The 22,758-nt window shown below is 46.7% G+C and carries 14 protein-coding genes; 9 read left to right on the forward strand and 5 right to left on the reverse strand.

Annotated elements, in window-relative coordinates; all coding sequences use genetic code 11:
- Positions 1-13: 13 nt before the first annotated feature.
- Positions 14-214: a hypothetical protein gene (locus ACXAFQ_RS08760; RefSeq protein WP_139138954.1), complete on the reverse strand. Its 201-nt coding sequence runs from the start codon at positions 212-214 to the stop codon at positions 14-16.
- Between ACXAFQ_RS08760 and ACXAFQ_RS08765 the strand changes: the two genes are divergently transcribed.
- The 5 genes from ACXAFQ_RS08765 (at position 208) to ACXAFQ_RS08785 (ending at position 8,161) form a co-directional block, all read left to right on the forward strand.
- Positions 208-3,012, forward strand: a complete 2,805-nt coding sequence (locus tag ACXAFQ_RS08765; protein ID WP_474820159.1) for a TonB-dependent receptor — start codon at positions 208-210, stop codon at positions 3,010-3,012. The genes ACXAFQ_RS08760 and ACXAFQ_RS08765 overlap by 7 nt on opposite strands.
- Before the next feature lie 276 nt (positions 3,013-3,288).
- On the forward strand, positions 3,289-4,107 hold the full coding sequence (locus ACXAFQ_RS08770) for a patatin-like phospholipase family protein (protein ID WP_474820164.1): 819 nt from the start codon (positions 3,289-3,291) through the stop codon (positions 4,105-4,107).
- Positions 4,108-4,191: 84 nt separating this feature from the next.
- A complete protein-coding gene (locus ACXAFQ_RS08775; protein ID WP_474820168.1) occupies positions 4,192-4,701 on the forward strand; it encodes an RNA methyltransferase in 510 nt (169 codons plus the stop codon).
- A 592-nt stretch (positions 4,702-5,293) separates the two neighbouring features.
- Positions 5,294-6,187: a PEP-CTERM/exosortase system-associated acyltransferase gene (locus ACXAFQ_RS08780; protein ID WP_474820172.1), complete on the forward strand. Its 894-nt coding sequence runs from the start codon at positions 5,294-5,296 to the stop codon at positions 6,185-6,187.
- A gap of 84 nt (positions 6,188-6,271) precedes the next feature.
- Positions 6,272-8,161 (forward strand): alpha-amylase family protein, encoded by a 1,890-nt coding sequence (locus ACXAFQ_RS08785; protein WP_474820175.1) that lies wholly within the window; start codon positions 6,272-6,274, stop codon positions 8,159-8,161.
- Positions 8,162-8,285: 124 nt separating this feature from the next.
- On the opposite strand, the gene ACXAFQ_RS08790 is transcribed toward ACXAFQ_RS08785, so the two are convergent.
- The 3 genes from ACXAFQ_RS08790 to ACXAFQ_RS08800 form a co-directional block, all read right to left on the reverse strand.
- Entirely contained in the window at positions 8,286-9,773 is a 1,488-nt protein-coding gene (locus ACXAFQ_RS08790) for a tryptophan halogenase family protein (protein WP_474820178.1), read from the reverse strand.
- Entirely contained in the window at positions 9,773-11,260 is a 1,488-nt protein-coding gene (locus ACXAFQ_RS08795) for a tryptophan halogenase family protein (protein WP_474820182.1), read from the reverse strand. The genes ACXAFQ_RS08790 and ACXAFQ_RS08795 overlap by 1 nt, the downstream gene beginning before the upstream one ends.
- Positions 11,261-11,414: 154 nt before the next feature.
- Positions 11,415-14,318, reverse strand: a complete 2,904-nt coding sequence (locus ACXAFQ_RS08800) for a TonB-dependent receptor (RefSeq protein ID WP_070124066.1) — start codon at positions 14,316-14,318, stop codon at positions 11,415-11,417.
- 412 nt (positions 14,319-14,730) lie between these two features.
- On the opposite strand from ACXAFQ_RS08800, the gene ACXAFQ_RS08805 reads away from it, so the two are divergent.
- Genes ACXAFQ_RS08805 through ACXAFQ_RS08815 form a run of 3 tightly spaced genes read left to right on the forward strand, consistent with a single transcriptional unit; the run spans position 14,731 to position 19,754 of the window.
- Positions 14,731-16,584: an alpha-amylase family glycosyl hydrolase gene (locus ACXAFQ_RS08805; protein ID WP_474820188.1), complete on the forward strand. Its 1,854-nt coding sequence runs from the start codon at positions 14,731-14,733 to the stop codon at positions 16,582-16,584.
- A gap of 18 nt (positions 16,585-16,602) precedes the next feature.
- The gene (locus tag ACXAFQ_RS08810; protein ID WP_474820191.1) at positions 16,603-18,060 is read left to right on the forward strand and encodes an MFS transporter; all 1,458 of its coding nucleotides are present in this window, start codon (positions 16,603-16,605) and stop codon (positions 18,058-18,060) included.
- Positions 18,060-19,754, forward strand: coding sequence for an alpha-amylase family glycosyl hydrolase (locus ACXAFQ_RS08815; protein ID WP_474820195.1), 1,695 nt, complete (start codon positions 18,060-18,062; stop codon positions 19,752-19,754). Before ACXAFQ_RS08810 ends, ACXAFQ_RS08815 begins: the two co-directional genes overlap by 1 nt.
- Positions 19,755-19,829: 75 nt before the next feature.
- On the opposite strand, the gene ACXAFQ_RS08820 is transcribed toward ACXAFQ_RS08815, so the two are convergent.
- Complete coding sequence (locus tag ACXAFQ_RS08820; protein WP_474820199.1) at positions 19,830-20,870, reverse strand: LacI family DNA-binding transcriptional regulator; 1,041 nt, start codon at positions 20,868-20,870, stop codon at positions 19,830-19,832.
- Between the two features lie 208 nt (positions 20,871-21,078).
- On the opposite strand from ACXAFQ_RS08820, the gene glnS reads away from it, so the two are divergent.
- A complete protein-coding gene (gene glnS, locus ACXAFQ_RS08825) occupies positions 21,079-22,743 on the forward strand; it encodes a glutamine--tRNA ligase (protein ID WP_474820202.1) in 1,665 nt (554 codons plus the stop codon).
- Positions 22,744-22,758 lie beyond the last annotated feature (15 nt).

The following is a 22,758-nucleotide window of genomic DNA, read 5'->3' on the forward strand; positions in this document are numbered from 1 at the left end:
ATACGTATGCAGATCATTGAGCAAATTTTACCAACTGGTTAGGATGCTCGCGACGATAAACATTGTCATTAAACAGCAATAAAAATATTGATGACAACTCATCAAAGCTGCCTCTGGATGCGCCCCATTTCAGCAAACCGATTAGTCCCATTCTTCGGTGCGCACCATCCAGAGGAGCAGCTTCTCGGTTCACATTAGGGAATATTAATGACACATTTCAAACCGAACTTAATCAAGATGGCTTTTATCGCGACAGGATTTGCCATCACCGCTGTACCCGCTTTCGCACAATCCGATGAAACTGAGTCTGCAGACGACGTTGAAGTTATTCAAGTCTCCGGTATTCGAGGTAGTTTACAACGGGCACAAGCCATTAAGATGGACAGCACATCTATTGTTGAGGCGTTGTCTGCAGAAGACATCGGAAAATTACCCGACACCAGTATTGCAGAATCACTTTCCCGTCTTCCAGGTCTGGCCGGTGAGCGACGTAATGGCCGCACGAGTGGTATTTCTGTTCGCGGATTTAACGAAAACTACGTAGGCACCACGCTGAACGGCCGTGAATTGCTCGGTATGGGTGACAACCGCGGCGTCGAATTCGACTTATATCCAACGGAAATAATCTCTAATATTCTGGTTTACAAAACGCCTGAAGCTGGCATGACCACACAGAACATTGGTGGTTCTATTGATTTGCAAACAGTGAAACCACTGACTGCTGAATCTACCATGACCATCAATGGTACGCTGGAAAAAAACAAAGAAGATGCGGCCAACCCTGATTTTGATAATCAAGGGCATCGTCTTTCATTCAACTTTGTCGATCAATTTCTTGACGACACCTTAGGGGTTGCGCTGACCATTGCAACCATGGAATCGCCGCGTCAGGAAAATCAATTCCGCGGTTGGGGTTATGCTACAGCAAATCCTGACAACGCTGCTGAAGGTGTGACGGTTCCTGAAGATACACTGATTCTGGGTGGTCACGACTCATTCGCCCGTTCAGCAATGATGAACCGAGATTCCGTGGCCACGGTTGTCCAGTGGGCACCGACAGATAAGCTGAATTTGCAATTCGATGCGCTTTATATTGACTTCCTTGAAGATGACGCCCGACGCGGTGTTGAAGAAGGTGGAGCTGAATGGGGTACTGGCGACTACACGATTACCGGCGTAGAAGATGGCCTGGTAACGTCAGGCTACTATGACGGCTTTTATAGTGTGGTACGCAATGACGTTCGCCGTCAGGATGCAGAACTGAAAACGTTTGGCCTGAACGTAGAATACATTCTCAACAATGACTGGAGCGTTACGGCTGACGTTTCAACCGGTAAAGTGGATAAAACCATCACCGATATTGAAAGTTACTCAGGTGTTGGCCGGGCCGGCACAGATGGTCGCCCGTTGACAGCACGTTCATGGGAAATGACCTCTACCGGCGCGATTTACACATCGCATCCGTCTATGGCCGATGTGGATCTTACTGATCCAAGCCTGATTCGTCTTGCTGGGCCGCAAACATGGGGAGCGCCTATTGTTGGTGGTGATGCACAAGACGGTTTCGTAAACCAACCCATCTTTGAGGAAAGTCTCGATTCTTTCCGTTTGCAGACGGAAGGATTTGTTGAATGGGGCGTATTCAGTGGTGTAGAAATTGGGGTTATTTACTCCGATCGCGAAAAAAGCAAAATCAATAATGGTGCTTATCTGACTGCACCGACTTATCCAGGTGATGATGCAATTCCTGACGTGCTTGGTGTTGTGCCGTTGGACTTCGTGGGTATTGGTGGAGTACTGGCTTACGATGCTCTTGGGCTTTATAACAGTGGATACTATCAGGCTACCGACGCGCAGTTGGTTGATGCTGGACGCTTAGGCGATACCTATGTAGTAAATGAAAAGCTGACGACCCTATACGGAAAACTCGACATAGATACCGCTATTGATGATATTTACATTCGCGGTAATCTGGGTCTGCAAGTGGTACATGCTGATCAAAGTTCAACCGGATTTAGCACCGCCATGACCTCTGATGGCTTTGTTGAGGCAATTCCTGTAGCCGGTGGCACAGATTACACTGATATACTGCCCACATTGAACTTGAGTGCGGAGTTTGCAGAAGGCCAATTTTTCCGCCTTGGTTTAAGCAAAGTGCTGAGCCGTCCACGCATGGATGATATGCGCCCGAATAATCAGGTCACGTTCTCATTTAACAATACCAACATTCTTTCGAACAGTTTGGAAAATGGCCCATGGGGTGGAAGCTCAGGTAACCCTGACTTGAAGCCTTATGAAGCGAATCAACTTGATTTGGCTTATGAAAACTACTTTGCTGATACCGGTTACATTGCGCTGTCTTACTTCTTTAAAGACATTAAGAACTGGCACCGTGAAAATGGCTTGTTAGCTGACTTTACACCGTACTACTTGCCAGAAATTCACCACACTCAAGACGATGCTGCATTACCACCAGTGTTGTTCGAAGGGTATAACACGGCGCCACAGGATGGATTCGAAGGATTTGTACGTGGTTACGAAATTCAAGCGAGTCTGCCAGGTGAACTGATTGCTGACGCGCTGCAAGGTTTCGGTGTGTTTGCTAGCGCGACCTTCATGGACGGCAGCGCTGATGCGGCTGCAGAGGGCGGAGAAACGCGTATTCCAGGTCTTTCTGATGAAAACTACAGTTTAACCGTGTTTTATGAAAGTCATGGTTTTGAAATTCGTATTGCTGGTACTAAGCGTTCTTCATACCTTACTGAGGCACGTGGCCTCAGTCTGGCACTGTCTGATACCACCAACCAAGGCGGCACCTTCTGGGACGCGCAGCTTGGTTATGACTTCAGTGAGTCTGGTATCGACTATCTCGAAGGACTTCGCGTAACGCTGCAAGCACAGAATATTACCGACCAAGACGATGTACAAACCTCTGGCACCGATAGCCGTCAGGTATTGCTCTATCAATCTTACGGCGCAAACTATCTGCTTGGCTTTAATTACGCATTCTAATAGCGTCAAGCAAATCAGTAGTTGAAAGGTAAAATTTTCATTAGCCTGTAAAAACCGCCCCAGTGCAGGACGCGCTGGGGCGGTTTTTTATGCACTAAGCACTATCATTGTGCTTATTTTTCACATGAACACTCGTCCTTGTCCCGCGTTTATCACGGTCTATATTGCCTTTACCGTAAAATCGTAGCTCAGCCACACTGCCATTTCATTTTGGTACAAAATATGCTGGTCTTACCAGATATAGATTAGAACCAGGCAACGTTAAGGACAGGCGATATGAAATCTGCGTTGGTAGTTGAGGGCGGTGCAATGCGAGGTATTTTTGCCGCCGGTGTGCTAGATAAATTTATGGAAGAGGACTATTACCCCTTCGATTTCGCTATTGGCGTGTCTGCAGGCGCAACAAATTTATCGACGTACGTTTGTGGGGCCCATGGTTTGAGTAAAACCATCATTACTGATTTTGCGACCCGTAGCGAATTTTTCAGCCCGCTGCGGTTTATCAAGGGTGGGCATATGACAGATGTGCATTGGTTGTGGCATCAGGCAAAGGTAATTCTGAAGGCACCTGACGCGAGTATTCCTCTATATGTTGGCATTACGAACACACAAAGTGGTGACAGTGAGTATCATCGCGTTACCCGAGATACGGTTGACCAATTAATGGTCGCATCCTGTGCGATCCCCACAGCCTATCGTACCCAGCCTATCATTAATGGTGTGCCTTATGTTGATGGTGGAGTAGGGGATTCTATTCCTGTTCGCCAAGCTTATGAGATGGGCGCGCGGGATATTACCGTGATTCTTTCCCAGGCCCGTGGCTTTACTAAACCAGAATTGAAAAGCAATTGGTTGTTACACAGGATGTATGGTCAACAGCCTGGTCTATTAAATGCCATGCTTCGTCGGGCGGCCACTTACAACAAAACGTTGGAATTTTTAAACTCCCCGCCTTCTGATTGCAAGCTAACGGTGATTGCACCCGATCAGGCGTTCTGTGTTAAACGTCTCACTATGGACAAATACAAGTTACTTAAAGGGTATGCGCAAGGGCGAAGAATGGCACGGCGTGCGCTTTATGCAAATGCGGCATAATCTGCAGAAAGGATTTGGCTATTAATTTCAGATTTGCGATACTGCCGCCCCTTTTTTAAGCAGCAGTAGAAGTACTCTTGTAAAATGGTACACACGCAATCAGCAATAGGTTTAGTTAACCCTAAAAACCCCGTTAACGTTGCATCTGTTTTGCGCGCCGCAGGATGCTACCAGGCATCTGCAGTATTCTATACTGGCGAGCGCTACGAGCGGGCGAAGGAATTTTATGCAGACACCAAAGCAATGCATAAAGTGATTAACACGTCTGCTGTTACCGATTTGCAACAGGCTGTGCCTGCTGGTGCTAAAACCGTTGTGATTGAACTCGTAGAAGGGGCGACACCCTTGCCCGATTTCGTCCATCCGGACAATGCATTTTACGTGTTTGGACCAGAGGACGGTTCTGTGCCAGCATCAGTGCTGGCGTGGGCTGACGAGGTTGTATATATTCCAACCAAAGGCTGTATGAATCTCGCTGCCACCGTAAATGTGGTGCTTTACGACCGAATGGCGAAAGGGGATTTTGATCGCAGTGATGACGTGATTAGGGCTTCCCGAGACACCAATAATCAGCATCGTATACCTAAAAAATAACAGTTCGTCTTAAACCTGTTCCCGTTTTGCAACACCAGCAAGAAGAATAGTAAAAAAGTGTCAGGATATTTTACGATCTTAAATAGCGATCGGATTGTGATCATTGAACGATCGTAATTATTTTTCGAAAAATTTGAATTTATACTAAAGTATGCTACTTAGATTTCTGCCAATAATTCATGTAGTTAGCGCAATTTATGAGCACTGAGTAGGCTGTTAAATTCAAATTAAATCAGTAAGTTATACTTTCTTGTACGTCAAATGACGTATTCGTTATCATATATTTTTAGTATTTCTTCAACTTTCATAAAGCCATACTTCATTTTATCTTTTCAATTATCTTCAGATCCGCACAAAGTTGGTCTGATTATTGTTTACTATTATTGGAAAAGTACGCTTAATAAAAATTAAAATGTAGTAACGCTGTAAGAATGCATTTGAGTTGTGGCATTTGTTTAAATCCGTTATTCAAACTGATCTCGCAGGGTGACTCCCACATCGTAAGGTGTGGGCTGTTTGGTAAGTCACGGAAGCACCAAGTAAGACTCATTAATAGAATAAAAAATCCTCTTTCGAATCGTTGGGAGTCAGAGTGAAACGTCGCTTGTTAAATGCTTTTAAAAAAGTCCATCAGGTCCCTGGTGTTAAGCACATCGTAAAACCGCTAGTAAAGCGGAAAATGAACAAAGCCATTGATGCGGCTGCCAGTCATTTTTTCGAACACTTTACGCTTGTTGTCGCCCACGAAGAGAAAGACCAACGTGCGTGTTTCCGAACCCGACATCAAGTGTATTGTGAAGAGATGGCCTTCGAAGACATAAGGCCAAACAAAATGGAAGTCGATGAATTCGACGAGTATGCAATCAGTTGTTATATAAAGCACAAAGCCACAGGTGACTGTGCAGGCACCATCCGCGTGGTTATGCCGCAACATAATGGTCAAATGCTCCCCATCGAGCAAAATTGTGCAGAGGCTATTCGTATGGATGAAAACAGCCCGGCGCGACTTCCTCGACATTCTGTTTGTGAAATTTCCCGTCTCGCTATACCAAAACGTTTTCGCCGTCGCGAAACAGACACAAACCTTTCTCCAGTGACTGGCAAATCACTCGACAAAGGTTTCAAGAAAACCAAACCAGACCGAAATTTCCCGTATCTCACTTTAGCGCTGTATTTCTTTGCGGCAACAATCTGCGTATTGCGCGATGTAGAAAATGTCTATGTGATGATGGAGCCTAAGCTCGCCAGAAGCCTACGTATGCTCGGTATTGAGTTTAACCAGTTAGGGCAGGTGATTGAATATCATGGTAAGCGTGCTGCTTATCAGCTGTCTCCAGAAGAGTTCTTCCATCAAATATCACCCTCTCTTCACCGTTTTTATCGCAAGATCATGAAAGAACTGGAAGATGTGCCTAATTTCGGCTCAATTCACAAGCCGAATCCATCAATGCTAACGACAAAAGATCAGAAAACACGCGCAGCATAATACTGAATACGTATGTTTATTGTTTAAAGGAACCGAGCCTGTATGCTCGGTTTTTTTACAACAAAAATAATCAACGGAAGGTCTATGCTTACCAGGCAAATACACCGCATCGTTTCCCTCTCTATGATGATAGTGATGGTTATGGGATGTCAGCAATCACCGGAGCAGAATGTGACAGCGCCTACTCGTGATGCAGAACAAAACGCGCAGCAGAATAAGGTAATTATTTATCAAGTGTTCACCCGTCTGTTTGGCAACACTAATACAACCAATAAGCCTTGGGGCGCCATTGAAGAGAATGGTGTAGGTAAGTTTGCAGATTTTTCGCCAAAAGCATTGAATGAAATCCGCAAATTGGGCGTATCGCATGTGTGGTATACCGGTGTACCTCATCATGCTTCCGTCACAGACTATAGTGCGTTTGGTATTCAGCCTGATGATCCTGATGTGGTAAAGGGGCGTGCGGGTTCACCGTATGCAGTACGAGACTATTATAATGTTGACCCAGACTTAGCCGTAGATCCTACTCAACGATTGGCGGAATTTGAGGCTCTTATTCAACGTACTCATAATGCTGGCCTGAAAGTGATCATTGATATTGTGCCAAATCACGTTGCCCGCCGATATGAGTCTCTTACTCGTCCGGAAACGACGTTTGGAATGCATGACGACACTACCGTAATTTATCAAAAGAACAATAATTTCTACTACCTTCCGGGTGAAAAATTTGAAGTCCCGGATTTTACTTCACAAACCGTGCCCTTGGGTGGTGAAGCCCATCCACTTGTTGATGGTGAATTCGATGAATTTCCTGCACGTTGGACGGGTAACGGTGCGAGCAAGGCTAAGCCTGACGTCAACGATTGGTATGAAACCGTAAAAATAAATTATGGCGTGTCACCCGATGGCGTAAACGCATTTCCCGCGTTTCCCGACTCACTTTCTTCTGACGCTACATTGCAGCAGCACGCCAATTTCTGGCGTGGAAAAACAGTGCCTGATTCTTGGGTTAAGTTTCGCGATATTGCGCTGTACTGGCTGGAAAAAGGCGTAGATGGCTTCCGATACGATATGGCAGAAATGGTGCCTGTGGCCTTCTGGTCTTATCTTAATAGCGCGATAAAACAGGCAAATTCAGACGCATTGCTGTTGGCAGAAGTCTATCAACCTGCGCTGTACCGAGATTACATTCACTTGGGCAAAATGGACTATTTGTATGACAAGGTAGATTTTTATGATTCATTAAAACGCATCATGCAGGGAAACGGGAATGTATCTGCACTTGATAATATTCAGCAGCAGTATGCCGATATCGCTCCCCACATGTTGCACTTTCTTGAGAACCACGATGAACAGCGTATTGCGAGTCCGGAATTTGCTGGCGACCCGTTGAAAGGGAAGCCGGCTCTGGTGGTATCAGCGCTTATTAGCGCATCGCCCATGCTTATTTATTTTGGTCAGGAAGTCGGCGAAGACGGCAGTGAAGCGCTAGGTTTTGGGCAGCCAACCCGAACCTCTATTTTCGATTACGGTGGTGTGCCCGCCCATCAGCGTTGGATGAACAATGGGGCATTCGATGGCGGCGCGTTGTCGGAAGATGAAGCTGCATTGCGAGACTACTATTTCCGCGTATTGAATATCGCGAGAACACATCCTGCGGCCAGCTCGGGTGAATATCGTTCTTTGCAACGTACTATGTTGGTTGATGGTATGAGCGATGACCCATTTGTTTTTGCTTTTCAGCGCCACACAGAATCAGCGCAGCTTATAAGTGTCAGTAATTTTTACAGTGAAAAAGCTGTTGAGGTTACGCTTACCGTTCCTGATATCGCGCAGGTAGATGACAGCCAACGAGGAGCTGCCATCTTCTCGGATTTATTGTCTAACACCACTTACACATCAAATAGCATTGATGGCAAACGGATAATTCAACTAAAAATCAAACCACTTCAATCAGTTATATTATCGAGGTAACGAGCTTTACTGGGTTATGCGTAACTCAGTTAGGTGATTTACTACTACTTCGACTCGGTGGAGAGCGCAGCAAAATGCAAGGCTGCGAAATTGTTGAATTGCGTATGTGTTACATCCAGAGATATTACCGTTGTAGGTAATCTTGTTGAGTAGGAAAATTAAGCAGACAGCCACGGAAAAACGTATCGAGATTTTTCTCAACGAATAAATCGCCTAATCCAGGTTGATTCTTGGCTAGCGGGGGAAAGCAGCCATAGCCAGCGAGCAAACAGTGCCATGATGTGGTGCCGAAGTGGTGATGCAGATTTTGCCGTTGGATCTCGGCGGGAAAATCTCCCTTTCGATACCACACATCAAGGAGTTGAAGCAGCGACTCCGACAGCGCCATGTTATTGCGGTTTTGCCGCCAATAGTCAGTGTCGTCTCGGGTATTCAGTTTGTAGTGGGCCACAATATAGTCGCGAACCCGATTAAATCGCTCACAAATGGTAGTGTTGAAGCTCTCTTGGTGTGCGGAACCGAAGTTGCCTTTCTCATAATGCTCAATAAAGAATTCTGTGGAAAGTTGAACCAGGTGTAGCGCAGTGGCTTCCAGGGGCTCGATGAATCCCTGCGCCAGACCCAGCGCAAGACAATTTCGATGCCAGTGCTTGGGAACTTGTCCGACTTTCATAGATAGAAAGCGGGCCTCACCTTCATTATCAGCTAAACCGAGGTGCTGCCGTAGTTCTGTTTCTGCCTGATCGTGCCTGATATGCGCTGACGAAAAGACATAGCCATTTCCGGAGCGGTGGCTAAGCGGAATAGACCAGGCCCAGCCTGCGGATAACGCAGTTGAAACGGTTTCAACAGGAAGCTGCTCTGCAGCGGGTGTAGGCAAGACAACGGCACTGTCATTGAATAGATTGTCACTGAAAGGCGTAAAACCTACCTCGAGTGCCTGTTGTAATAATAGAGAGCGGAAACCGGTGCAGTCGATAAAAAAGTCACCTTCGACAAAACTGCCGTCTTCCATTTGAAGCCCGCGAATATCGCCATTTGCATGTTTTAGAACCTGCGCAATATTACCTTCTTTACGCATGACACCTAATGCCATCGCATGCTTGGTAAGAAAGCGGCCAAGCAGGGCTGAATCAAAGTGATATCCATACTCGATTCTGAAGGGAAAATTTGGCGGTGTTTTTGGGGCTCGGTGCGCTTTTGCAAGCCAGCCGTTGAGCAGAAAGTCGTCTGGCTGGGTGTTCACATCAAGACCTAAACGGCGAGTATGGCAGTTTACATGAAATGCCCGTTCTGTGAATGTATCAGGCTGACTAATGAACGGGTGTGAATATTCGCTAATGCCCGAACCGGGACTCCAATCGCGAAAGCGAATATTGACTTTATAGGTCGCATTGCAGGCTGGCATCCAGTCTTGCTCAGCAATACCGAGATCACTGAAAAAGCGTTTTAATGTCGGCGTCGATCCTTCACCCACACCCACGGTAGGAATATCTGCGGATTCAACCAGGGTGACCGAAACGGGTTTATCCCGCCAGGCATGAGCGATAAGGTTAGCGGCCATCCAACCTGCTGTACCACCTCCTGCGATAACGATGTTATGCAAACGCATCAGTTCGCCGTGATCTTGCGAAGAAAATCATCATGTGCCACAAGACTCCCCAAAGGTTGCAGTTTGGCTGCCTCTATTTTCTGCATGATCGCGAGGATCTCTTGATCAGAGAAGTTATTGGCAGAAGGATGGTAGCTTTGTGGAATTATCCCTTGTCCGAGCATCACCTCAACCCATGAAGCATCGCGAAATATATCGTTCTGTTCATTATGCAGCGTCGCGGTGTCGCGAAAGGCATCTATCTTGGTGGCAAGTCTTTCAGGAAGTGCGAGTTTTTGCATGTCTCGCCAGAACTCAGAATCATCACGTTCAGTCACGTTATAGTGCAAAATGATAAAGTCTCGAATCGTTTCAAATTCTTCTTTTGATTCGGCGTTGTACAGCGCTTCCATACTGGGGTTGATGGCATGGTTTGGAAACATTTTAAGCAGGCGGACAATACCACTTTGAATAAGATGTATGCTGGTGGACTCCAGGGGTTCCAGAAATCCGCTGGAAAGCCCGATACCAATAACATTCTTGTGCCATTGTTTAACGGTACGTCCGGTTCGAAAGGTGATCTTTCGCGGCGTATCTAAGGGGGCGGTGTCCAGATTCGACATTAGGGTTTGTTCAGCGGTGTCGTCATCCATATAACGGGAACTGTAAACCAGCCCATTGCCATTTCGATGTGTTAGCGGAATTCGCCACTGCCAGCCACTTTCGTGGGCGATGCTGCGAGTGAACGGAGCGGTTTTCTCATGGCGCTGGGAAGGTACGGCAAGGGCTGAATCTGCACACAACCACTTTGACCAGTCTTCGTATTCGACGCCGAGTGATTTTTGTAGCAGCAGACCACGCATACCGGTGCAGTCGAGAAACAGGTCGCCATGGATTTGTTTACCGCTCGTAAGTTGCAACGCCTCCACAAACCCGGTTTCTGGGTTTGTTTTTACATGTTCAATTTTACCTTCGGTTCTCACCACGCCTGATTTTTCAGCCAATCGTCTTAAAAATTGACCATACAGAGTGGCATCAAAATGGTAAGCGTAGGGGAGTTGATATACTGGATTGTCTGTTTGGATTTTATTGAATGTGCCTGCTTTGCACGCCAAATAATTGAGGTCGTAATCCCAGAATGATTTGTTCAGGCCCGCTTTCATTGCCCGTAACCAATAATGCTGGAAGCCAACAAAGCCGACCGTCGCACCCGGGGCACCGAAAGTGTGGTAATAGCTGCTGCCTTTTTGTTTCCAGTTTTCGAAGCGAATAGCGAGTTTGATTGACGCGTTGGTTTCGCTTAGGAAAGCTTTTTCATCCAAACCAAGGAATTGGTTGTATGTTTGAATAGGTGGAATGGTGGCTTCACCTACGCCAACGATGCCAATATCTTGAGATTCAACCAGCTCGATTTCCAAGTGACCAAGTACTTTTTTTAGCAGTGCGGCTGCCATCCAGCCAGCGGTGCCGCCGCCAGCGACAACAAGTTTGCGAATGTGAGCGCTCATACGCGAATCCATTTATTAGCTACGTAAAAAAGTATATTAAGAGTTTTTGCAAGTGAGTAAATGAAAGAAGGGGAATTTGCCTGCGCAATATGGAAAGTAAATTCCCCGACAATGAACCAGGCACCGGTTAAAACCGGTGCCAATAGTTAACTACTTAGTAGAAAGAATAGTTGAAGTTCAGCATGTATGAAGGACCAAATTCACGACGCAGGGTTACGATACCGTTGCTGTCACGGGTTTCCTCTTTTTCATCGGTCAGGTTGGTACCTTGCAAAGAAACGCGTAAACCTTCTAGATACTGAATGCCACTGTCTTCGAAGTCGTAGCTGATTTGTGCATCGACCTGAGTGATACCGTCACGGGTAGCGGCTTCAATTTTGTTTGAGCCCCCACGTTGATAAGTCAGGAACTCGCCACGGTCTGTTGCAGCAACACGTACTTCAAAGCCGTTCTTTTCATAATAAGCGGTGAGAGACATGGTTCTGTCAGACTGTCCCGGAATGGCGGTACCGTCGTTTAACTCAGCATCGATGTAGGTGTAAGAGGCAGCCACACCAAAACCATCTAATACGTCAGTAACCATGCGCAGTGGAACTTGCGCCGTTACTTCAGCACCTTTCACGCTTCCTGTCAGGCCATCTTCGAAGAACGAGAATGTACCTGTGTCAGGGGGCGTTAAAATTGTACCCTGAGCGTAGAAAGTACCATCAGGACCCACCAAGCCTTCTTCGGCGATCACTTCCTTATTGTGGAAGCTTGGAATGTAATAATTCGCGCCACCGTTTGTTTCATCGTTGGTGAAGTCGATAGTCAGGTTACCGTCACGTGTCCAGTTAACAAGATCTTTGTAGAACATGGCTACAGCAATATAACCTTCGTCTTCGAAGTAATTCTCGAACGAAATATCAAAGTTGTTCGCTTCCAGCGGACGTAATCGCGGATTACCCTGGAATTTAGACCATGGTGTACCGTACTGGTCTACTGCAGCCTGGTTGTTAGGGATCGCGACCAGGTTAAGGTTTTGATCGTACTTCACAAAGCCTGAAGCTTTCATCTGGTCAATACGCGCACGACTTATGGTTTTCGTTGCTGCAAAGCGTAAGAACTGGTTGTCGCCCACTTCAACCGTCACATTCAGACTTGGCAGGAAGTGTGAGTAGTCGTCAGAAATATCTTGAATACAATCGGCGTCGATAACGTTGTTATTGTCAGCGTCACATACTTTGAAGTTCTCGCCTACGATACCGATATAACCGGTAGAGCGTTGATCGGTTTGCACATATTGCGCACCAAAGTTACCCATTACAGGGAAACCACCGACTTCGGTCTCAAAATCAAACTTGGCAAACAGGCTTGTCACTTCTTCATAGATTTTAAACGTGTCACCCAAACGATCTGGTTCCAGTAAGCCAGCATCGTTCAGCGTATATTCGCCATCGTTGTAAGGGGCGAACCCGTTGTAAGCTACAACCTGACCAAGACCTGCCCATGTGAGGTCGGCTAAGCCGTCGTATAAATATTCACTTGGAATGGCTTCTGAATCAGGGAAGCTAGACGCTGTGGCAAAGAAACCGCGGTTGTCTTTCATTTTGTAGCGATCGCTGTATGCCACACCTACATTAACTTTATTGACAATACCCCATTCAACAAGACCTTCAGTTTCAAGACGTACCGTGGTCAATTCTTCTTCGAAATCCGCGTAGTTCAGGAAGCCGTCTTGCGCGTTTTCGAAACTGCCGCCCAATGCCGTAAATTCATCAGCAAGGGCTGCCATACCGCCACCCCAGGTTTGCGGACCGGTAAGTTGTAACAGACTCGGGTCGGAAAAAGCCCCAAGTCCTGTTGAACCGGTAAAGAAAATACCGTCTGAGCTCATCTCGAAGTTACGTGTACGAGAAGCACCATCGCCAATGTCAGAGCCACTTCTTGCGATACCGGCATAAGACTCACCGCGCAAATCGCGTTTCTCGGAGCTGCTATCTGCAACGTCTAATGTAACTGACCATTCATCATTTAGGTGATAGTTAACGTTAAGACCAAAGGTAGTCAGTTCACCGTCTTTCTGCGCAGGGTCGGTACGTAAAACAGGATTGGCGGCACGTTGCACACCTGTTGTATTTACGCCTGAACCATTTTGCGCCGCTTCATCCAGCTCGAACGGTTCGATAAAACCACGAATCACACCTGAGTCTGAATAATCAATGCTAAGCGCATCCACTACGATGTCTAGATCGTCAGTAGGACGCCATTGGAAAATGCCTGAGAAGGTATCGCGTTCCAGAACGCGGCTAATTGCTTGCGTATCAAGACCTGAAGGAACGATGGCACCGGTATTTTCGTTTTCACCGTAGCCCCAAACACCGTATTTTCTTTCGTTACGTGGTGATTCTGTCGTTGCCACAGCTACAGCGATACCCATGGTGTCGTCAGCGAATTTTTCAACGAAAGACAGGGCGTAGCGCTTACCGGTGTTATCGAATTCCGGGTTATCAGAGTCGTTGCCACCCATTTCATAAACGCCAGTGAGAGTAAGCGTTTCTTGGGCTGCAAGAGGGCGCACGGTTTGCAGGTCTACCGTACCACCAATACCCTGAACTAACAGGGAGGCATCGGCGGTTTTATAAATGGTTGCACCAGTCATGATTTCTGATGGATACAAATCGTATTCCACACCTCGGTTGTCACCGATACCGATAAGTTCACGACCATTCAATGAAGTACCGGTGAAGTCTTCTTTAAAACCACGAACTGAAACACCGGAAGTACGACCACCAACGCGTTCACCGGCCATACCAGGCAATCGAGCCAGTGATTCAGCGATAGATGAGTCTGGCAGTTTACCGATATCTTCAGCAGAAATTGCTTCAACAATGGATGAGTTATCCATCTTAACGGCTTGAGCCCGCATCAGCGAGCCTCGAATACCTTTAACAGCAATGACTTCCACGTCTTTAGCATCAGCATTTTCTGTTTGTTGTGCGCTGATTACGCCAGAGTAGAGCGCTGAGCTGACAGCCAGCGTCAGGACAGCGGGTTTAAAAAATTGTGTTTTCTTCATTTTATAGTGCCCTTTTGTGCTTTTACATGATGTGCATTGCTGCAACATTGCGTTAACAATAGGCGTTGTTTTTACAATTCGCAAGAAGTTTTTTATTTTTTTCTTAATTGATTAAGTTTTTATAATTGCATGATGTATATGGATTGTGGGTATTTTTTCTATTTATGGCTTAATTGATTCAGATTTTGGTGTTATGAGTATGGGTGTTGCGATGTTGCATTCGTGTAAAAAATCTAAAAAATTCAGACGCTTTCTACGTATTTATATAGTCACGAAACACCCATCTGTCTAATTTCTTTGAATACGTATGCAGGGGTTTGGTGCGCTTTGACAGTACAAGGTAGTATCTCATAGCAATTAACGTATCGTTAACAGCATGTAAAAACAAAAGCTGTAGTCAGGAACCCCAAGTATGAAAATCAGCCGCTTAACCTCAAGCATTTTAGCCAGTGCCATCTTATCTTCAGCATCGCAGGCTGCGACTATTTCGCCTCCCATGTGGTGGATTGGCATGCAAGAAAATTATTTGCAGTTGCTGATTGAAGAAGAGGGAGTGGGAGAAGGTACTGTTACGACGAATTTTCCGGGGGTTGTTGTAAAAGGCGTTGTCCCTTCTTCTAATGACAATACTTTGTTTGTCGATTTGGAAATCAGTGACGATGCTAAACCGGGTAAGGTGTCACTAACTATTGAAAAGAAATCAGGTGACACGATCACGCTGGATTATGAGTTGCATGCGCGGCAAACGGGTTCTGCCAGCCGACAGGGCTTCGATAGTAAAGATACAATTTATTTATTAACGCCGGATCGCTTTTCAAATGGCGACACACAAAATGACGATGTGGATGGTTATGAAGATACACTCGACAGAGATAATAAAGGCGGGCGTCATGGCGGCGACATTCAAGGAATAATTAATCATCTTGATTATCTGAGCTCAATGGGATTTACCCAAATTTGGTCAATGCCCTTGCTTGAAAATGCCATGGACAGTTATTCCTATCATGGCTATGCAATTACAGACTACTACAATATTGATCCCCGGTATGGCAGCAATGCAGACTACAAAAAATTGAGTGTTGCGGCCAAAGAGCAGGGTATTGGTCTCATTATGGACATGGTGCTTAACCATATTGGGGGCAATCACCCTTGGATGAACGCTGCACCGGATGAAAATTGGATTCATCACAATGGGGAATTTTCCGCAACCACCCACATTCGCGAGACCATGCACGACATTCATGGAACCCAATTCGACAAAGCCGCTTTCAACGATGGTTGGTTTGTGCCATCGATGCCAGATTTAAACCAGAGCAATCCTAAGCTTGCCACGTATCTCATTCAAAATGCCATTTGGTGGGTTGAATATGCGGGATTAAGCGGCATTCGTGTAGACACGTATTCATACTCAGACAAGGCCTTTTTATCGGCCTGGACCCATCGATTAATGACCGAATATCCCCATTTAAATATTGTCGGTGAGGAATGGTCTGTTAATCCTGTTATTACTTCCTATTGGCAGCACGGCACTTTGCGAAAAGACGGGTATAAATCTTGGTTGCCAGGGGTGATGGATTTTCCGCTTCAAGCCGCTTTGGTTACCGCGCTTAATGAAGAGGAGGGCTGGGGAACCGGGTTGAAAAAGCTCTATGAAGTGCTGGCAGGCGACTTTATCTATGGTGATCCGTCTAAATTGGTCATATTTGCCGATAATCATGATATGAGTCGCATTTACACCCAACTTGGCCATGATATTGATAAGTGGAAGATGGCCATGACAACCATCTTAACTACCCGAGGAATACCGCAGATCTTCTATGGCACAGAACTGTTAATGCAAAACCCGGGAACGGAAGACCATGGGATTATTCGTCGCGATTTCCCGGGTGGCTGGAAGGGCGATAGCAGTAACGCATTTACGGGGCAGGGATTAACCCCCGAACAGACAAATGCACAAGAGTTTATTCGTAATTTGTTGCAATTGCGTCAATCTTATCCAACATTATTTAGCGGAGAAATGACGCATTTCGTTCCGTTCGACGGTACTTATGTGTATTTTCGTCACGACGCAGAAACCAAGAACCAACTCATGGTCGTGCTTAACAAAGGCGACGAAAAAGCCCTCGATTTGCATCGTTATGATGAGCGCCTGTCGACATTTACTCAAATTCAGCGTGTCGACACTGAAGGCTTTGCCAACAAGGCGTTAGGCAGCACGCTTAAGGTGCCGGCGAACCAGGCAACCGTGTGGCTGCTTAGTAAATAATTATAATTAGAGAATAAAATGAACAAAACACAACCTACCTTACCTTTCTGGCAAATATGGAATGTCAGTTTTGGCTTCCTCGGTGTGCAGTTTGGGTTTGCCCTGCAAAATGCCAATGTCAGTCGCATTCTTTCAGATCTTGGGGCAGACTTACACTCACTGGCTTTATTTTGGCTGGTGGCACCAATAATGGGGCTGATCATTCAACCTATTGTTGGCTCTGCATCAGACCGAACCTGGAACCGGTTAGGTCGTAGACGCCCCTTTATTCTCGCAGGCGCCATCGCAGCGGCCATTGGCATGTTGCTCATGCCAAATGCGCCACTCTTCGTTACGTTAATGGCCCCGATGCTGTTTGGCGCGATGATGTTGGCGCTCATGGACGCGTCTTTCAACGTTTGTTTTCAACCTTTCCGCTCGTTAGTTTCCGACATGGTACCCGCGGCTCAGCGCAATGCGGGTTATTCTGTACAAGCGCTACTGATTAATATTGGTGCCGTTATCGGCTCCTTATTGCCTTTCATACTTACTAACGTTGTTGGCTTGGATAATACGGCTGCGTTAGGTGAGGTTGCACCTTCCGTGGTGTGGGCATTTTACATTGGCGCCACTGTCTTATTGGGAACGGTGATTTGGACTGTTATTCGTACCAAAGAGTACGCACCAGAAGATTATGCTCGCTACAAAGGGCTGAATGTTGACGATGCATCGCAGGCAGAGAAAACCCCTTTCTGGACACTGGTAAAAACCATGCCTGACACTATGAAGCAGTTGGCGGTGGTGCAGTTTTTTTCCTGGTTTGCGCTTTATATCATGTGGGTCTATACCATGCCCGCCATCACCCAGCACATATGGAATATAGACAAACAATGGTTCGATCCTGCCTATATTGCGTCGGTAGGTAGCATGCCCGAGTTTGTTGTTGCTGCAAAAGGGGCTGCCGGTGATTGGGTGGGGATATTGTTTGCCGCCTACAGTGTATTTGCGGCCGTGTTCTCAGTCTTTCTGGCTCGCTTAGCCGATGGTTTTGGCCGTAAAACCATTTATGCCGGTTCACTGTTGTTAGGTGGCATTGGTTACATCAGTTTTCTCTTTTTCCAGGATCTGGAAGCCGTACACGTTAATTTGCTTATTACCGAAGTTACGGTTCCCCAAGGGGCTGTCAATTTAATGATACCGATGATTGGTGTGGGTATCGCCTGGGCAGCAATCCTAGCCATGCCTTATGCCATGCTCGCAGGCTCGTTGCCCGCAGAAAAAACCGGTGTGTATATGGGGATCTTCAACTTTACTGTTGCCATTCCGCAAATTGTGGCCGGACTCACTGCCGGTTGGATTTTAAGCAGCCTGTTTGACAACACCGCGATCAATATCATTCTGGTCGCTGGTGTATCGATGATCTGCGGCGCCATCGCTGTTTTGTTTGTTCGCGAGAACGAACTCAATAGTCAGCAGGCGGTAGACAAGGAACTATGATGAAACAATCAAAAATTACCCAATGTATGCTGCTGGCCACTGCAGCGGGCTTATCTGCGTGTCAAGGCACACCGACAGAGTCTGCGGCAGCGCAGGCTATAACACATACCCCTGTTCTACAGGGTACCAATGAGCCGTTTAGCGCAGAGGCTATTTACTTCATTATGACTGACCGTTTTGTCGACGGTGACCCAACAAACAATTATGAAACCCAGGGTGGCGAGCATCCTACCTGGGAACTGCGCCTTGATGGACAGGACGGTCACTACGCTAACGTGGGCTACATGGGGGGAGACTTACAAGGTGTGGTCGACAATGTCGATTTCATTAAAGCAATGGGATTCACTGCGGTGTGGTTAACCCCCGTTGTTGATAATCCGAACCAGGCTTTTACGGGTAGTGAACAAATCACTTATGGCGGTCAGTTTAAAGACGGCGGAAAAACCGGTTATCACGGTTATTGGGCGACGAATTTTTACAAAGCAGATGAGCATCTGGTTAGCGACTCCCTCAGCGTGAAAGACTACACCAGTACTATGCATGATGCCGGACTCAAAACGGTCTTCGATATTGTGGCAAATCACGGTTCCCCCAGCTTTACTATGCCGGTGGATCAACCTGGCTTTGGTGAAATCTATGATGCTAGCGGCAAGTTGGTGGCAGATCATGGCAACCTTCACCCTACAGAACTCGACCCCTCCAATCCGCTGCAGGCTTTCTTTCATCCTTTTCCTGATTTAGTGGAACTGTCGAACCTGGATGAGTCGAATGCGGCCGTGCAGGATTATCTGATCAATTCCTATTTATACTGGATAGAGCAGGGCGCAGACGCGTTTAGAATTGATACTATACGACACGTACCACACAGCTTCTGGCGGGTGATGTCAGATCGTATTCGTGAGCAACATCCAGGCTTCTATATGTTTGGTGAAAGTTTCCAATACGATGCGAACTTTATTGCTCAGCATACGTTACCCAAGAACGGCAATATCAGTGTGCTGGATTTCCCCATGCAAAAAGCGATGGTGTCGGTTTTTGGAACGGAAGCAAAAGGCTTTGAGGCATTAGGCGACGCGCTTTATCTCACCCATGGGCCGTATCATAACCCCTACGATCTCACCACGTTTTACGATAACCACGATATGCCAAGAATGAATGCAACCGACCAAGGGTTCATCGATGCGCATAACTGGTTGTTTACGTCCCGCGGCATTCCGGTGGTATATATGGGCTCTGAAACCGGCTTCATGCGCGGTACCGCTGAGCACAGTGGTAACCGTAATTATTATGGTCAGGACAAAGTAGATAGCGCTCCTGACCATGACATCTATAAAGCGTTGGTGCCCATCGCTCACGTTCGACAGAAAACGCCTGCATTGCAGCGAGGGTTGCAGTACATGCTTGAGTTGGAAGGTGACAGAGCGGCGTTTTATCGGGTGGTGCAAGACGAAGATGCCGCGCAAACAGCCTTAGTATTGCTCAACAAAAGCGATAGTCCAGCAAAATTTGCTATTACAAGTATGATGCAACATGGCGAATGGACAGAGCAACTAAGTCACCAATCGGTTACGGTTGACGGCAATCCGCTTAAATCAGCAGTACCGGCTCACGGGGTACAGGTTTGGGTACGCAACGGTGAGGTGTCCAATCCGGCTCTATTAGACGCGTTGCTTGATCAAATGAACAATCAGTAAATAAGTCTTCACGTTCAATGCAATGAAAAAAGCAGTCAGAAACGACTGCTTTTTGTTTTAGGGCTCGTGATGAGACTACGCTTGACGCTGCGAAGCGCCGCAGGATTCGCGAATAATGAGCTCACCAGGCATCAGGTAACCTTCAACGGCTTGTTTATTGATGGCTTTAAGTAAACTGGATACCAATAACTTGCCAGCAAGCCGTGTATCTTGTTGCACGGTGGTCAGTGCAGGTGTGGTAAAGGCGGAAATAGAAATATTGTCATACCCGGTTACCACCACATCTTCCGGTACCCGATAGCCGTTTTCTTTTAAGGCCTGTAACACGCCGGTGGCGATGAGATCAGAGGCGCACACAATGGCTTCGGGCAGTGGACTGCCTGCGTTTAACAAAGTTTGCGTAGCCTTATAGCCTGCTTCGTCGGTGGAGTTGGCGTCGAGTCTTACAAATGTATCTACAGCGATTCCGTGGTCGACCAATGCCTGGCGATACCCTTGATAGCGGGCTAAAAATTCGGGGGCGTGGCCGCCAGCATCACCGATAAACGCGCAGGTCTTTTTGCCCAGTTGAATAAGGTGTCGGGTGAGATCGTAACCGCCCTGATAATTATCACAGCCGATACTGATACCAGGATGGTCGTTGTCTTTGGCTCCCCATCGGACAAAGTGCGTGCCTTGCTCTTCGAGCTGGGCCAGTTTATCGCGATATGCCGTGTAGTCGCCGTAGCCGAGTAGAATGATGCCATCCGCTTTTTTGGAATCTTCAAATTCGGCGTGCCAGTCGTCATCCAGATTCTGAAACGACACCAATAAGTCGTAACCCGCTGCCGCACTGGCACGGGTAATACTACCTAACATATTGAGAAAAAAAGGGTTGATCAATGAATCGTCGGTGGTGGGGTCTTCAAATAGCAATAAAGCAATGGTATTGCTCTTCTGCTTTCGCAAGTTGCTGGCGTTTTTATCCACTTTGTAATTGAGTTGCTTGGCGATACGTTGAACGCGCTCGCGGGTTTCTTTATTCACCAGCGGGCTATTACTCAGTGCTCTGGACACAGTTGATTGCGAAACACCGGCCATATGCGCAATATCAAAAGACGTGGCTTTTTCTTTCATGCCTGGAAAACGTAAAGTGACGAAAGTTGTATTCTACCACATAAGTTGTAAGGAATCGCTTGAGTTAATCGCCCCTTATCCCGTATTCGATGGTATTTTAGCCGCTTGTTTACGACAAGTTTAATTAATCATAGAGCCCTGTCTGGCAACGGGTTATACTCATTACATAACTTGCAAAAAACACTTTTCAATAAAGGGGAAACGGCGAATGGCGGAAACGGAACATCATCCGAGCAACTTTATCCGGCAGATCATTGATAAAGATCTTGCGGCGGGTGTACATGATTCTATCAAAACACGCTTTCCACCGGAGCCTAACGGCTTTCTGCACATAGGTCATGCGAAGTCCATTTGCTTGAATTTTGGAATCGCTCGCGACTATCAAGGGTCGTGCAACCTGCGTTTCGACGATACGAATCCGGCAAAAGAAGACATCGAATACGTTAATTCTATTAAAGAAGACGTACACTGGTTGGGTTTTGACTGGAGTGGTGAGGCTTGCTATTCATCAGATTATTTCGAGCGTCTGCACGGCTACGCCCTCGAACTCATCGATAAAGGTTTAGCGTACGTTGATTTCTCTTCTCAGGAAACCATGCGAGAATTGCGTGGTACATTAACCGAGCCAGGTAAGAACAGCCCATATCGTGATACCGACGCGGCAACGAACCGCGCCGAATTCGAAAAAATGACGGCGGGTGAATACGCCGAGGGTCAGTGCTCTCTTCGTGCAAAAATTGATATGACATCGCCGTTCATGTGTATGCGTGACCCGGTAATTTACCGGGTGAAGTTTGCCCATCACCATCAAACAGGTGATAAATGGTGCGTGTACCCCATGTACGATTTTACACACTGTATTTCAGATGCCATCGAAGGGATCACACATTCACTGTGTACTCTGGAGTTCCAGGATAATCGTCGTCTTTACGATTGGGTCATTGAAAACATCTCCATAGAATGTACGCCTAAACAGTACGAATTTTCACGTTTGAATCTTGAATACACGGTGTTGAGCAAACGTCGTCTTATTCAATTGGTCGAAGAAAATCATGTGAGTGGTTGGGACGACCCGCGTATGCCCACCATCGCTGGTTTACGTCGTCGTGGCTACACGCCGGCATCGGTGCGCGAGTTCTGTAAGCGCATTGGTGTAACCAAAATGGATAACATGGTGGAAATGGGCATGCTTGAAGCCTGTATCCGCGATGATTTAAACGTGAACGCACCGCGTGCAATGGCGGTATTGGAGCCGGTTAAGCTGGTGATTGAGAACTATCCTGCCGGTGAAAGTGAACAGCTCCAAGCGCCGAATCATCCGAATGACGAAAGTATGGGTAACCGTACTATTCCGTTTAGTGGTGAAGTGTGGATCGAAGCGGAAGATTTCCGCGAGGAAGCGAACAAGAAATTCAAGCGTTTGGTACTTGGCAAAGAAGTGCGATTACGTAATGCCTATGTAGTGAAAGCTGAGCGTGTTGAAAAAGACGCGGAAGGAAACATCACTACCATTTTCTGTACATACGATGCCGAAACCTTGGGTAAAGATCCGGCCGATGGCCGAAAAGTGAAAGGCGTTATTCATTGGGTTGATGCCAAAGCGGCAGATAAAGCGGAATTCCGTTTGTATGACCGTTTGTTTAATGTGCCCAATCCTGCTGCTGAAGAGAACTTTGTCGACGCCATTAATCCAGAATCGTTAGTGGTTAAGTCTGGCTTTGTAGAACCAGGTTTGAGCGAGAATCCTGCCGCTGGTGGCTGGCAGTTTGAGCGCACCGGTTACTTCTGTTTAGACAAAGACAGTAGCGACAGCGTAAAAGTATTTAATCAAACAGTGGGTTTACGTGACTCCTGGGCGAAAATTGCCGATTAATTACTGATCATTAAC

Source organism: Alteromonas sp. ABH2_165 (assembly GCF_056159945.1).